The sequence below is a fragment of the Butyrivibrio sp. WCE2006 genome (assembly GCF_000701985.1).
Taxonomy (GTDB): domain Bacteria; phylum Bacillota; class Clostridia; order Lachnospirales; family Lachnospiraceae; genus Butyrivibrio.
Map to the genome: position 1 here is coordinate 1 of NZ_JNKH01000006.1, position 14988 is coordinate 14988.

Annotated in this window: 13 protein-coding genes; 9 read left to right on the top strand and 4 right to left on the bottom strand. The window is 41.1% G+C overall.

Going from position 1 to position 14988, the window contains the following annotated elements:
- Window positions 1–414: 414 nt before the first annotated feature.
- A complete protein-coding gene (locus T501_RS05745) occupies window positions 415–2097 on the bottom strand; it encodes a GGDEF domain-containing phosphodiesterase (protein ID WP_044913808.1) in 1683 nt (560 codons plus the stop codon).
- 2 nt (window positions 2098–2099) lie between these two features.
- The gene (locus T501_RS05750) at window positions 2100–3236 is read right to left on the bottom strand and encodes an AI-2E family transporter (RefSeq protein WP_207641181.1); all 1137 of its coding nucleotides are present in this window, start codon (window positions 3234–3236) and stop codon (window positions 2100–2102) included.
- 156 nt (window positions 3237–3392) lie between these two features.
- Between T501_RS05750 and T501_RS05755 the strand changes: the two genes are divergently transcribed.
- Complete coding sequence (locus tag T501_RS05755; RefSeq protein ID WP_044913811.1) at window positions 3393–3830, top strand: sugar 3,4-ketoisomerase; 438 nt, start codon at window positions 3393–3395, stop codon at window positions 3828–3830.
- Here T501_RS05755 and T501_RS05760 read toward each other — a convergent pair.
- Window positions 3801–5399, bottom strand: a complete 1599-nt coding sequence (locus T501_RS05760) for a hypothetical protein (protein WP_044913812.1) — start codon at window positions 5397–5399, stop codon at window positions 3801–3803. The genes T501_RS05755 and T501_RS05760 overlap by 30 nt on opposite strands.
- Before the next feature lie 57 nt (window positions 5400–5456).
- Between T501_RS05760 and T501_RS05765 the strand changes: the two genes are divergently transcribed.
- The 3 genes from T501_RS05765 to T501_RS05775 are packed head-to-tail and all read left to right on the top strand — an operon-like array spanning window position 5457 to window position 8866.
- A complete protein-coding gene (locus T501_RS05765) occupies window positions 5457–7259 on the top strand; it encodes a DUF6020 family protein (RefSeq protein WP_044913813.1) in 1803 nt (600 codons plus the stop codon).
- Between the two features lie 12 nt (window positions 7260–7271).
- Window positions 7272–8039: an acyl-[acyl-carrier-protein] thioesterase gene (locus T501_RS05770; protein WP_044913815.1), complete on the top strand. Its 768-nt coding sequence runs from the start codon at window positions 7272–7274 to the stop codon at window positions 8037–8039.
- Window positions 8033–8866 (top strand): CvfB family protein, encoded by an 834-nt coding sequence (locus T501_RS05775; RefSeq protein ID WP_026509576.1) that lies wholly within the window; start codon window positions 8033–8035, stop codon window positions 8864–8866. Before T501_RS05770 ends, T501_RS05775 begins: the two co-directional genes overlap by 7 nt.
- Window positions 8867–9160: 294 nt before the next feature.
- Here the strand turns inward: T501_RS05775 and T501_RS05780 are convergent, their stop codons facing one another.
- Window positions 9161–9352 (bottom strand): YjfB family protein, encoded by a 192-nt coding sequence (locus T501_RS05780; protein ID WP_026509575.1) that lies wholly within the window; start codon window positions 9350–9352, stop codon window positions 9161–9163.
- Between the two features lie 193 nt (window positions 9353–9545).
- On the opposite strand from T501_RS05780, the gene T501_RS05785 reads away from it, so the two are divergent.
- The 5 genes from T501_RS05785 to T501_RS05805 all read left to right on the top strand — a co-directional run bounded on the left by T501_RS05785 (window position 9546) and on the right by T501_RS05805 (window position 14966).
- Window positions 9546–10628 carry a PucR family transcriptional regulator gene (locus T501_RS05785; protein ID WP_026509574.1) on the top strand — a complete coding sequence of 361 codons (1083 nt, stop codon included), beginning with the start codon at window positions 9546–9548 and terminating at the stop codon, window positions 10626–10628.
- 228 nt (window positions 10629–10856) lie between these two features.
- Window positions 10857–11546 carry a cell division ATP-binding protein FtsE gene (ftsE, locus tag T501_RS05790; RefSeq protein WP_026509573.1) on the top strand — a complete coding sequence of 230 codons (690 nt, stop codon included), beginning with the start codon at window positions 10857–10859 and terminating at the stop codon, window positions 11544–11546.
- Window positions 11533–12429 (top strand): permease-like cell division protein FtsX, encoded by an 897-nt coding sequence (ftsX, locus tag T501_RS05795; RefSeq protein ID WP_026509572.1) that lies wholly within the window; start codon window positions 11533–11535, stop codon window positions 12427–12429. Before ftsE ends, ftsX begins: the two co-directional genes overlap by 14 nt.
- 29 nt (window positions 12430–12458) lie before the next feature.
- On the top strand, window positions 12459–13682 hold the full coding sequence (locus T501_RS05800) for a murein hydrolase activator EnvC family protein (RefSeq protein ID WP_049945663.1): 1224 nt from the start codon (window positions 12459–12461) through the stop codon (window positions 13680–13682).
- A 27-nt stretch (window positions 13683–13709) separates the two neighbouring features.
- The gene (locus T501_RS05805; RefSeq protein ID WP_081843054.1) at window positions 13710–14966 is read left to right on the top strand and encodes a S41 family peptidase; all 1257 of its coding nucleotides are present in this window, start codon (window positions 13710–13712) and stop codon (window positions 14964–14966) included.
- Window positions 14967–14988: the final 22 nt, after the last annotated feature.

Consider the following 14988-nt stretch of genomic DNA (forward strand, 5'->3'; position numbering starts at 1 on the left):
GATGTGGCAAGGATATCATTAAGATAACATAGATTACTTACAATTTAAGATAATAACTATTGAATAAAGTTTTGAAGTAAAGCCGGACTCTTAGAGGTTCGGCTTTTGTGTTTTATCATAAAGGTATTTAATTGCTTCGCAATACCGCTCGCGCGCGAGGATTTTGCAAGCGACATTCTTTTTTATTCAATAGAAATTCCTTCGGATTTCCTATTGAATAAAAAGCGCTCCGCTATGGATGCGACTGGTGCGCAGATGAATTTTGCAAGCTAAAGCTTGCGCGCACCAGCGCGCAAAGAGTCGCGAGCGACTCTTTGTTCTAGCTTTCATAAACAGCCCAGCCCCTACGATATCCGTTTGGAACTGTGCAGTTCTAAATGGATATCGTAGGGGCTGGGCGTAATGAAAGCTCTTTTAGTACTTCTCTTCAAAGTCTTTAATGGGGATTGCATGTGAGAAGTAGAATCCCTGGAATTTGTTGCAGCCTATGGATTTTAGGTATTCGTATTGCTGCTCTGTTTCCACGCCCTCTGCAACTACGTTCATTCCCAGCTGCTGGACCAGTTTGACGGAAGCTTCCAGAACCATTCTGCTTCGTTCATCGTTGTCGCAATCTGCTATAACGGATTTATCGATTTTTACATAGTCGGTGTGGAGTTCCTTTATCATGGTGATGGAGAGATTACCTGCACCGAAATTATCTATGGCTACTCTGAAGCCTTCCTGCCTGAAACGATCAATAATGGCCAGATGCTGCTCCGTATCCTTCATAAGATCCACTTCTGAGAATTCAAGGATTAGCCTGTTGGGATCGACATTATAGGCGTGGACCAGCTCTTTTACCTTCTTAAGGGCATCCATGTAGAAAAGATCCTTGGGAGATACGTTTACGGATATGACAAAATTGTGCCTTGCAGTATTCTGCCAGGAACGAAGCTGCTTCATAACAAGCTCCCAGTTGCGGGTATCAAGCATTGCTATGTGTTCGCCTCTTTCAAGGATGTGGATGTACTTATCGGATGAAATAGTGGTTCCGTCAGGTTTAATCCATCTTGTAAGGGCCTCAGCTCCGGTTACATTCATATTTGCATCAAAAACAGGCTGAAGGAAAATATGGAACTGGCCATCATCCAGAAGGGATTTGAAATTATTGAGAAAATCCGTTTCTGTCTCAGCTTGTTTTAAGAGCTTGTTTGTGTAAAACGTAAGAATGTTCTCACGTCTGTCATGGAGCGTCTGAAGGGCAAGATCAGCCCTGTCTATCATCATTGTTACAGGGATGTCGGGATCCTCAATCCTGAATACACCAAGATGGAAATAGAGATGATAGTTTTCGGTATCTATCATTTTTCCGATTTCTTCCACAGCATCCATGAATACGCCTTCATCAAAACGGTTCTCGGGCATACAAAGAACAAAGTGGTCAGCATGGGTTCTGCCATATACAGTATCAGGGCCACAGCTTTTTCTTAACATATCGGCAATGGCTATCAGCACTTCATTTCCACGCTGAACACCATAGCGCTCATTTAATATACGAAAATGCCTTATATCCCCGGTTATCAGTACGCGTTCTGTTTCGGGATCATCTACAAGGAGTCTTCTGACCTCACGGCAGATTCCATCAAGATTATAAAGTCTGGTGAGGAGGTCATGAGTTGCCACATAATCAGCTTCAGTCATTCCCTGGGACATCTGCTTGCCTGTTTCACCTGCAATGATTGTTGGTGCAGCGCTGCTGCAGTCACATTCATTTTCATCTATGCTTATCAGTTCCATTACGCAGGCAAAATTGTTTCTGTCGGGAAGAATGAGCTTGATTGGTATGGATTGTATAAGAAACCTGTGATTATCGTATATTTCCTCCTTGGATTGTCTTTGGGCGCTCATCACAGCTCTGTAGCTGGAGCAGTTAGAACAGCGTGAAGCGGCATTCCAGGCGGAGTAGCACTCTTTTTCATAGTGAATTTCGCCGGAGGTATCCACAGTTATCTCGCGACACTCAACAGGGTCAACAAGACGAACTGTGTCATACATTCGTTTCATATAATCCATCATTTGCTTTAGCTCATGATATGTATACTCCTCAACGTTCATAGTTATTCCTCTTTATTAGGTTCCGTCAGTTCATCCTTAGAAGAGACCTGTGCCTCTTTTTTCTGGATCCATTCCTGATACGAAAAATTAAAAATAGCAGCGAATGGTATAGAGAGCATGATGCCGGCTATACCGAACATTCTTCCGCCGACTACCAATGTGACAAGTATCCAGACAGCTGATACACCAAGGGTATCGCCGAATAATTTTGGCTTTATAACGTATCCGTCCAAAGTCTGAAGTACAATTGTAAAAATAAGGAAAATCAGTGCATGCATGGGATTAACCAGTACCAGGATAAAGCTTCCTAATATAGCACCTACAATCGGTCCGAAGGTGGGTGCAAGGTTGGTTACTCCGACAAAAAGTGATATGAGTACGGAATATGACATTCCGGTGATCATCATGAAAATCCAGTTTGCAATGCCCACGATAAGTCCGTCAAGGATATCTCCTGCAATGTAACGCTTCAGGATATCGTTACTTCTGCTCCAGAAATTGCCCATTTTTTCATAGGCTGCGGGCTTTATGTAGAGCTTCATAAGTCTGGTGGTGCCGGCAACAAGCTTTTCCTGACCTGCCAAAAAGTAGATTGCCAAAATAGAACCAAGGATGAAGTTGAAGAATCCCTTACCGATTCCGGCAGAAACATTTATTATCTGGGTTAATGCAGCAGGAAGCTTTTGAGCCAGCTCTGACAGAAAGGTATTGATTCTGCTTGTTATGCCTGACAGATCAATATTAAAATGCCTTGCACTGTTGCTGAATTTAGTCAGCAGTTCTTCAAGGGATGTGGAATAACTGTTGATGTTTGTTACAAAGGTTGAAATACTGTCAATGAGCTGAGGAATCAGCGCCAGCATCAATATGGCAATAAATAGGAGTATTACAAGAAATGCAAGCAAAATAGCCAGCGGTCTCTTTATTCCATTTTTCTTTATTCCTGACAGAATAGTTTTTTCAAAAAAGGCTACTAGCGGATGAATTACATATGCCAGTATCAGACCTGTGATTACAGGAGCAAAATATTTTCCAAGTATGCTAAGCCCGTTAAATAGTGATCCCAGATGTGACAGGGCTAAATAAACAATTACTGCAGAACATGCTGCTACGGTGTAGGGAAACCATTTCTGGTTCATGCATTTTTTTAAGAAGTTCATAGTTAACGATGTGCCTTAATTGCACAAACCCCCAATCTATTGTATTTTATAAGTACATTCTAGTATTTGAGTGACTATGATTCAATTAAAAAACTATTAAGTTTCGTTTAATAATATACGGATAGGAGTGAAAAGATGCTTAATCATACAGACAGGGTAAAAATGATAGAGTTCAAGGATATGGGTGATGAGAGGGGACAGCTTGTCATCGTTGAGGGAGGAAAAGATATCCCTTTCGATATAAAGAGAGCATTCTATATGTATGGAAGTGATGCCACCGTTGTACGTGGACAGCATGCAAACAGAAAAACGGAATTTGTGCTGATAAATGTTGCAGGAACAAGTAAAGTAAAGGTAATGGACGGAGCAGGGAATGAAGCAATTTTCTGCCTGAACAGACCAAATACCGGGGTTTACATCCCTAACATGGTATGGAAAGAGATGTATGAATTCAGCCCGGATTCAGTTCTTTTAGTACTGGCCAGTGAACATTATGATGCCAACGAATATATAAGAGATTATGACGAGTATGTAAAGGAAATATCAAACTTTACGGAAGGCTCCGATAATTGATATCAGAAGTACAAGGATAAGACCTGAAAAGACACCGCAGGTCAGCGCGCTCCGTATGTATTCCATATGCGGAGCCTTTTTCTTGAAGACATACATTGTGGGATCTTCTTCGTCATAGCCTTCCACCAGATTGCCTTCAGCGAGGGCTGTGTTTACATCCTGCATAGTCATTTCGATGTTGCTGTGTGAAAAATAAGGGTCAGCAATTTTGGAATCAACATACAGTATTTTGGGTTCAGTATGAGTTCCGGTATAAGCGGCATAGCCAATGAATAAAGCAGCAGCAAAAATAACAGTGTATGCTATAAAACTTTTACCGGTTTTAATAAATGTTTTTGACGTAACTGACTTTATTTTTGCAAGACTGCCTGTGTTAAAGGTTAGCTCCTTTTCTCCGATGGGAAGCAGGATAAAATCCTTCCTTAGCAGTTTAGGGAGATTATCAGATTTTTTTGCAAACTCACTAAAGAGCCATGAGCCTATAAATATAAAGGTTATGTTCTTGTAACTTAAATTAAAAAGAAACGGATCGCTCATTCCAATAAAGCAAAAGGTTATCATAACTGCAAGTTCAGGTCTTTGATCCTCATCAATCAGGTTCTTTATCCATAGGATATAGATAATGCAGACAGCTATAAATGAGATTACTCCAAGTTGTAAGAACAGATATAAAAAGGAGTTGTCCAGCATATACCAGTTTGTCGGAGGTGCCTTGAAATATGAACCAAAAGGAGTGACCTTTTCATTTGTAAGAAAGTACAGGGCGTATTCATATCTCTTGTGAAGGAGCTTATTCATAAAAGAGAAGATATCTCCTTTGGCCAGAAGAGGTCCTGCGATGGAGAAAATTACAACCGCAGGGAATAATAATAATATAAGGACGTTTTCGATTTTTGAACGTCCGGTTCTCTTCTGAAGATAGAAATTCACAAGAAGATAAATTGTCACTGATATGAGACCTGTTAAACTTACTGTGTAGACATAGATATATAGGTTTAGCAGCATTGCTATAACAGATGCTTTTATCAGTTTGATGGTAGAGTCTGATTTATATAAATAAAAGAACAGAATGACAAGTATCAGAAATGTTGTATGAGCTGTGTTGGGATAAGGATATCCCAGGGAGTGCCGCATCAAAAAACCATAGCCAGAGCGCTTGTTCATGTGGTTTAGTTCGGTTATAAGTCCTGTTACCGACAGAAAATATAATATGAAATAAGAAATACCTAAGACATAAAGACCTGTGCGGATGACCTTTTCCTTTGCAATACCCTTCATGCCAAGCATCATGGTAAAGTATATTAGAAGTCCCTTTTCACCGGAAAAGATGTAAGTGAGGCCTGCGATAAAAAGCAGAGCAAAGCTTCCAATATATTCAGCAAGAATATGTCTTGTTGTACAAATCTTAATAACAAAGAAACCGGCACCGAGCACAAGGAAAGCATTGTAAAGCTTTTGGCCATCATAGAGACCTACTGCGCGGCTTCCGAAAAGACACAGGAAATATATATAATAAATAAGTTCATTTATTCTGATGGTTGTACTACGGGAAATACTTGAGTGTTCCATTGGAATTACTACTCCTTAAGGCTTTTTGCCAATTATTCTAAAAGGATTATAGCAGATATGTGTAATTTAGAGACAAAAGAATTGAAGAATGCGCTCATAGCGTTCATGTGCACCTGGGGCCTGCAGATTTTGTGCCGTATAACGGTAAGGAATCCGCTTACTCTTATATTTTTCGGAGTGTTCTATTATATAGGAAAAAAGGTGCAGGCAAATAAGAAGAAGGGAATGATACCGGCTATCACTTTTGCTTTGCTCTTATCGATTGTGGCTGTTTTATTATTTGGACAGGCTTCTGTTGCCGGATTTTCAAGCTCCCTGTTCAAAATATTGGGAATGGGGATCATGTTTGTCGGACTATTTCTTTCGTATTTCAGAGTCTTCCAGCTGGTGTTTGGAATAGGGGAACCATTTGGCTTCGGTAAAGCAAAAGCAGCCTGTAACGGCGGTCCGAAAAATACCGCTGTGAATAATAAAAGTAATTTGCTTTTGGGAGATACAACGGTCTTTCTGTTGGCATTTGTTATATGTATGCTGTGCTGGCTTCCATATTTTCTATATGAATATCCCGGGATAATGACAGCTGATTCCATTGTTCAATATGAGCAGGTTATCGGAAGGATTCCCTGGTCCAATCATCATCCTGTGGTGCATACACTTGTTATCTCTTTGTGCTACAGACTCGGGCTTTCTATAACGGGAGATGTCAATAAAGCTATAAGTTTTTACACTGTTTTCCAGATGCTGTTTCTGGCGGGTTGCTGCTCACGGGTTGTTGTTCAGATAAAAAAGCTTCTGGGTAATGTTTGGGGGATTCTGCTACCTCTTGCCTTTTTTGCCCTTGTGCCCTTTAATGCTGTTTTTGCAGTAACAATATGGAAGGATGTACCATTTGCAGGAATAATGATGCTGATGGGATGTACCCTTTGTGAGATGGCATTAAAGGAAAAAATATCGATAGCTGATGCTATAACCTTTGCTATTGAGGGCATAATGGTTTCACTTTTCAGGTCAAACGGATGGTATGGTTTCCTTATCAGTATACCTTTTGTAATTTATATATTCAGGAAGGATGCGGCAAAGCTTATCATATCCGCAATAACAGTTATTGCTGTTGTGCTTATAGTGAAGGGACCTGTCATGAGCGCTGCAAACATTGCGGGGCCTGATTTCGCTGAGTCCTTATCACTACCTGTTCAGCAGGTTGCAAGAGTTCTTGTAGAAGACAGGGAACTGTCTGAAAAAGACAAAAGTTTAATTGATGCTGTTATTGATACCACTTATATCCACGAATTATATGCTCCCGATTTTGCTGACAATATCAAGGAACTGGTGAGAGCCGGTCACCCTGAGGTTCTTGAAAAGAACAAATTAGAATATCTGGGGCTTTGGTTCAGGCTTGGATTCAGGCATCCGATAGATTATCTGCGTGCCTGGTTTGACTTGGAGGGCGGATACGTGTATTCTGATATTCCCTATGAAGTAGGAAATATCGATGGAATAATGCAAAATGATTACGGACTTATACCCACGCCTCTTATTGGAGGAAAGGCAGTAGTCAAAGGTAAAGAGATTCTTATAAAGCTTGGAAGCTTCATTCCTTTATATGGAATGTTATGGTGTGCAGGAGCATACACGTGGATTGTTGTCCTTTCGCTTTTCATCTTGATAATTAATCGCAAGGATGCGAAAAGTAAGAGATTTTTGCCTCTTTTTATCCTGCAGCTTGCGATCATCCTGACCCTTTTAATAGCAGCACCTATGGTAGACTTCAGGTATGAGTACGGAATTGTAATGCTTATGCCGCTTACGGTTGCAATCTGTGTTATTATAAAAGGAAGAAAGACAACAGATTTTGACTGAGGTAATTCTACAATGTACAGCTTTGACTCTAGAATCAGATATACGGAAACGGATATTGAACAATACCTGACCTTTGAATCACTCATCGATTATTTCCAGGATTGCTCAACCTTCCAGACTCAGGAGGGACCGGCTACAATAGAAGAGATGAGCAGAAAGGGACAGGCCTGGGTGATTAACTGCTGGCAGGTGGTGGTAAACAGACTGCCGAGACTTGGCGAAAGGGTTACCATAGGAACTGTGCCTTATGATCTGAAAGGCTTTATCGGACTTAGAAATTTTTATATGGATACTGATGAGGGAGAGCGGCTCTCAGTTGCAAACTCAGTGTGGTCACTGATAAATCTGGAAAAAGGAAGCCCTGCCAGAATAGACGATCTGGTAGTACAGACATACCCACTTGATGAAAAGCTTCCTATGGACTATGCACCAAGAAAAATTTCTGTTCCGGAGGGAGCTGCAATTTATGAGGCTGACAGGAAAAAGGTCGGTAAACATCACCTTGATTCCAATAATCATGTAAACAACGGACAGCATATAAGGATTGCTTTGCAGGCGTTTGGCCAGGTTGCGGAGAGGGAAGGAATTGATGCCTTGAAGGCCCTCTCAGTCAGTAGGGAAAATATTCAGATAAGGGCTGAGTACAGGCAGCAGGCTTATCTCGGGGACGAGATAAGCCCTGTGATATATGTAAAGGATAATGAATACACAGCTTTTCTGAATGACAGTAATAATAAACCATATTCAATAGTTGAAATAAAAAGGATAGAGAAATGTTAAGAATTGGAGAAAAACAGGAACTGATAATTATAAAGAAGGTAGATTTTGGTGTTTACCTTGCTGAAAAAGAGGGAAGTGATGATAAGGTGCTGCTTCCTAAAAAGCAGGTGCCGGAGGACGCCGGGATCGGTGATAAGCTCACGGTGTTCTTATATAAAGACTCTGATGACAGACTTATTGCTACCACAAGGACGCCTAAACTTATGCTTGGTCAGGTTAACATGCTTAAGGTTAACGATGTAGGTAAGATTGGTGCTTTCATGGACTGGGGCCTGGAAAAGGATGTGCTTTTGCCTTTCAGAGAGCAGACCAGAAAGGTTAAAAAAGATGAAAACGTGCTCTGTGCACTTTATGTTGATAAATCCGGAAGACTTGCGGTTACAATGAATGTTTACGAGTTTTTGCGCACAGATAGCCCTTATCACAAAGAAGACAGAGTACGCGGAACGGTTTACGAGACAAGCAGTAACTTTGGCCTGTTTGTGGCAGTTGATGACATCTTTTCAGCGCTTATTCCCAAGAAGGAACTCTATGGAGATATCAAGATTGGCGATGAGATAACTGCCAGAGTAATAGATGTAAGGGAAGATGGCAAGCTCACCCTGAGCGTTCGCGAAAAAGCATACCTGCAGATAGACTCTGATGCACAGATCATTCTTGAGAAGATGGAGAAAAACGGAAAAGTCCTTCCGTTTACCGATAAGGCAGATCCACAGCTTATCAGAGATGAAATGTCCATGAGTAAAAACGAATTCAAACGTGCTATAGGACACCTCTTAAAAGAAGGTAAGATCGAGATTGGTGAGAATGAGATTAGGATGATCTGAGTCTTCGGGGGGGATATGTATAAGTACGGACTATGATAAATAGAACTTAAGATTTTGCTTTAACGCATAAAACAACCCCGCATATACTATGTGGCGTTTTCCGATTCGTTACTTATCTTATCGAAACGGAAAGAACTACATAATATATGCGGGGCATTTTATCCTGTAGAAATTCCGTTATTTCCTACAGGATAAAAGCGCTCCGTTATGGATGCGCGCTCGCGCGAGAGGAAAATAGTTGCTAAAGCAACTGCGCTCGGCGAGCAAAGAGTCGCAAGAGGCTCTTTGATTCCATCAGAGTCTGATGTCGATTGTGCCACCCAGGTTCGGATTAACCGACCTTTCAAGAGCGGACACATCCATCATCTCCTCAATGGACTTTCCTGCTTCTGCCAGGGCATCAAGATTATTGGCCAGCATAGCTGTACCCCAATCTGACTGAACCTTACTGGCTGACAGTGCCATTGATAATTCGGGTATGTCCATAGGCACCTCCTTACTTACATCCACTTGTACATTTGATTAAATTTGTGGATTTCTATATCATATATCGGTAATTATTATGTAAAAATTTATTATATAAAATAAACAAAAAAATTGATTAAATTTGTGGATTTTTATGCATTTATCGAGTAGAATGGTATAAGAACAATGAAAAACTAATTGTGGGAGATTCACTATGATTTCAAATCAGATCCTTCAAAATACTATAGACGGTCTTAAAGGCATTGCCCACGTGGATTTATCCGTGCTCGATGTTGATGGCAACGAGGTAGCAGCCACAAGACCTGATTTTACCGATATGGGAGAGTCTGTCAGGGACTTCGTCAGATCACCTGCTGATTCACAGGAGGTACAGGGACATCAGTTCTTTAAGGTATATGACGAGCAGCAGCTTGAATATATTCTCATAGCTGCTGGAAGCGGCGAGAGTATTTATACTATAGGTAAGATGATAGCTTATCAGATACAGGGATTGCTTGTAGCTTACAAGGAGCGCTTTGATAAAGATAATTTCATCAAGAACCTGCTTCTTGACAACCTTCTTCTTGTGGACATATATAGTAGGGCGAAGAAACTGCATATTCCGGCTGATGCCAAGAGAGTAACAATGATTATCTCCGCTGATAAGATCCGTGAAAACAATGTGCTTGAACTTATACGCACACATGGTACAGGAAACGGCGGCGACTTTGTGACAGAAGTAGATGAGGATAACGTAATTGTTGTTAAGGACGTTTCCGAACTTGGAAGACCCGATGAGATTTCCAAGTCAGCAATTGAACTACAGGAACATTTAGAGTCCATGGGAATAACCAATGTTCATATTGCAATAGGCACTGTTGTAGGCGAGATCAAGGAAGTCAGCCGCTCCTACAAGGAAGCGAAGATGGCACTTGATGTAGGAAGAATTTTCTTTGATGAGCGAAAGGTTATAAGCTATGGAGAGCTGGGAATCGGTCGACTGATCTATCAGCTGCCCATTCCTCTTTGCAAGATGTTTATCCGTGAGATCTTCGGAGGAAGAAATCCCGATGGATTCGATCAGGAGACACTTACAACCATTGATAAATTCTTTGAGAACAACCTGAACGTGTCAGAAACTTCAAGACAGCTGTTTATCCATAGAAACACACTGGTATACAGACTTGATAAACTCCAGAAGAGCACAGGTCTTGATCTTAGAGTTTTTGATGATGCGATAACCTTTAAGATTGCGCTCATGGTAGTCAGATATATGAAGTATATGGAGCGCTATTGATACATACAGGCGGACCGGATAGGTGAGATTCACAGGCAAATATCCGGTCATTGTATATAATTGCTGCAATTTTGGGGTTGCAGTATTGCCATCGATAATTGATGCAAATATTTTCGGAGTAGTTCAGCAATCTCCGAAAACAAGATTTTTAATTAGGTAGTAGAGGAATTAGGTATGGAAAAAGTTAACAGAAGAAAGCGCAGAGCTGAAGCGGTGCCTGCCGATGATATAATCACGCTGGATAACGTGACAAAATCATATTCGACGGGCGCACCAGCTTTAAATGGAGTCACCCTTCATATAAAGAAGGGTGAATTTGTTTTTATAGTGGGAGACAGCGGATCGGGAAAATCTACACTGATAAAGCTCCTTCTTAGAGAACTTGTACCTTCGGATGGAACAATAACCGTTATGGGGCAGGATCTTGGCAGAATGAGACACAGGAATATTCCAAAATTCAGAAGAAAACTCGGAATAGTTTTCCAGGATTTCAGACTTTTGAAGGACAGGAATGTATATGAGAATGTTGCCTTTGCCCAGAGAATAATCCAGAAATCCACCAGAGACATCAAGAAGAATGTACCGTCTGTTCTGGCTATGGTCGGACTTGCCGGAAAATATAAGAGTAAGGTTACTCAGCTTGCAGGCGGTGAGCAGCAGAGAGTTGCTCTTGCCAGAGCAATTGTTAATAAGCCGGAGATTCTCCTTGCGGATGAGCCCACCGGTAACCTTGATCCCAATAATACCTGGGAAATCATGAAGCTTATGGAGCAGATAAACCTTAATGGAACGACAGTTATTGTCGTTACCCATAACAGGGAGATCGTTAACGCCATGCACAAGCGCGTTATAACTATGAAAAAAGGCGTCGTGATTCACGACGAAGAAGAGGGTGAGTATCACGATGAGGATGAGTAGTTTTTTATATACTATAGGGCAGGGCTTTAAAAACCTGCGCCGAAACAGATGGTATACGCTTGCATCAATAGCGACAATAAGCGCCTGTCTGTTCTTGTTTGGAATATTTTATTCAGTAGTTACCAATTTTCAGCATGTGGTTAAGACAGCGGAGGAAGGTGTTTCAGTTACAGTATTCTTCAATGAAGGTACCACTGAGGACGTGATCCTTGCTACTAAATCACTTATAGAGAAAAGACCTGAGGTCAGCAAAGTTGATTACATTTCAGCCGCTGATGCCTGGGAGAGTTTCAAGACTGATTACCTTGGAGAGTATGCAGACGGATTTACTGAGAATCCTCTGGAGGATTCGGCTAACCTGCAGATTTATCTTAGCGATGTGTCAATGCAGCCTGCACTTGTTACATATCTTGAATCAATTGATACGGTAAGGACGGTCAACAGATCAGAGGTAACAGCCTCTACACTCAGCGGAATCAATAAGCTGATTGCTTATGTATCATTTGGAATTATTGCAATACTGTTTCTGGTGTCAATCTTCCTTATCAGCAATACGGTTACAATCGGTATTTCTGTAAGAAAAGAAGAGATAAATATCATGAAGTACATCGGTGCAACCGATTTCTTCGTCAGGGCTCCATTCGTGGTAGAGGGTATTATAATAGGAATTATCGGTTCACTGATTCCCCTTGTGATCATCTATTTTGTATATAACAGGGCAGCAGAATTTGTGGCATTAAGATTTTCAATGCTGAATTCAATATTGGATATACTTCCTGTAAGCCAGATTTTTGAAGCACTTACACCTATATCAATCATGATCGGTGTGGGTATTGGTTTCCTTGGAAGTGTTACAACAGTTCGTAAGCATTTGCACGTATAATCAGAGCATCATTTGGGGAGGCTGCTATTTTGAACGGCAGAGGATACGGAAAAAGAATAGTAGGAATTGCTATACTTCTGTGCCTGATTGCAGGCACAGTTTCTTTTAGTGCTAATTCTGTGAGAGCAGCGGTCACAGCAGATAGCATTAAGAAAAAAGAGGGACAGATATCAAGTGCTAAAAAGGAAAGAGACTCTATGAAAAGTTCGCTGACTGATCTTCAGTCGGTGAAGAAATCTTTGGAAAAAGAGAAATCTGACCTTAATACATATATAACAAAACTTGACGCTAATCTGGAGGATATTCAGAAAAAGATCGAAGACCTTACTGCAAAGATAGAGCAGAAGAAGCAGGATATCGAGGAGACAACGGCAGAGCTTGAAGAAGCCATTCGTGTGCAGAATGAGCAGTATGAAGCTATGAAGAAACGTATACGCTTTATGTATGAAAAAGGAAATGCGGTATATTATCAGCTTTTTGTTAATACAAGTACTTTTTCAGATATGCTTAATAAGGCGGAGTATATAGAAGAACTCTCAGCTTATGACAGGAAAAAGCTTGAGGAGTATATAGCTCACACAGAGCTGACAACACTGACAAAGGAAGCTCTTGAAGAGGAGAAGAAGACTCTTGATGAAGCTAAGGCTGATGTTGTTATAGAGGAAGGGAATCTTCAGAATCTTATAGCACAGAAAAATTCCGAGGTCAGCTCACTCACTAAGGATATCAAGGATAAAGAAACCGCAATCGCGGAATATGAGAAGCAGATTGCTGAAGAAAATGCCACGATTGCTGCTCTTGAGAAAGCGGTTGAAGCTGAAAAAGCTGAACTTGCTGCCCAGAATGCAAGAAAATACGATGGCGGTGTGTTCTCTTTTCCTTGCCCGTCATATTCCAGAATATCTGATGATTTTGGAATGAGAATGCATCCTACACTTGGTGTAAAAAAGATGCATAACGGGATAGATCTTGCTGCGCCAAGCGGTTCAGCCATACTTGCAGCATATGACGGAAAAGTTGTTGCTGCAGCTTATAATTCAACCATGGGAAATTATGTTATGATATCTCATGGAAGTGGATTGTATACAATTTACATGCATGCGTCCTCACTGAGCGTTTCCACAGGCGCTGAAGTGTCAAAAGGACAGAGAATAGCTTCGGTTGGTACAACCGGAAGATCTACAGGACCACATCTCCACTTTGGAGTAAGATTAAACGGTAATTATGTAAGTCCATGGAATTATCTGAAGTAATGGACTCCTTTGAAAGGAAGAACTATCATGGAAGAACCAAAAAACAACAAAATGGCGATGCTCTTTACAGGGCTGATTATGGGGGTTGCAGCTTCAGCACTGGCTGTGGCCGCTGGCTTTTTTATTATTAGTATAAAGGGCTTTGCGATTAGTCCGATAAAAGGTCAGACTAATGACTCCGCTATAAGTGAAGAAACAATCAATAAAGTCAAAGTGATAGAGGATACGATAGATACCTACTATTACAAGAAGGATGTTGACAGATCTGCTGAAGCTAATGCAATTTATAAAGGCGTTGTGGCATCTCTGGGAGATCCCTATTCGGAGTACTATACAACCAAAGAGTATGAGGATCTGATGTCAGACACTCAGGGCATTTATTACGGCATAGGTGCATATGTCAGCATGGATAAAGAGATGAATCTTCCGAGAATCACCGGAACAATCAAAGATTCACCAGCTGAAAAGGCCGGACTTAAGGCGAATGATGTAATTTACAAGGTTGCCGGAGAGACCGTTCAGGGACTTACTCTTACAGAAGTTGTGGGACTGATAAGAGGCGAGATCGGAACAAAGGTGGTGGTAACAATATATCGCGAGGGAGAATCTGATTACCTTGATTTTGAGGTTGAAAGAGACAAGGTTGAAGCCCAGACGATAAATACCACGGTGCTTGAGGATAACATAGGTTACATAGGAATCACAGAGTTTGATTCTGTTACTACAAGTCAGTTTATTGATGGTTTGCAGGAACTTAGGAGCAAAGATATTGAAGCTCTTATAATTGACCTTAGATCCAATCCCGGCGGAAGCCTTGCAGCAGTATGTGATATTGCAAGACAGCTTCTTCCTAAGGGCGACATAGTATATACAGTAGACAGAGGCGGTAACAGAGAAGATTACGAATGTGATGGAGAAAATGAAATAGATATCCCTATGGCAGTTCTTGTAAATGGATATTCTGCCAGTGCTTCTGAAATCCTGTCAGGTGCTATTAAGGACTACGGAAAAGGAACCATAATAGGGGAGACAACCTACGGAAAGGGAGTAGTACAGAGGATTTTCCCCTTCACAGATGGAACAGCGGTTAAGCTTACTATCAGTAATTACTTTACTCCTAACGGAAACGACATTAATGGTGTTGGAATAACTCCTGACATCGAGATACCTCTTGATAATGAAGCTTACTCCAAGGATGGCACAGACAACCAGCTTAATAAAGCGGTTGAAGTCCTTAAGGATGAGCTTGGACAATCAGACAAAAAAACTGATAAGGCAGCGTGATAAAGATTTTCGAAGGTCCCTG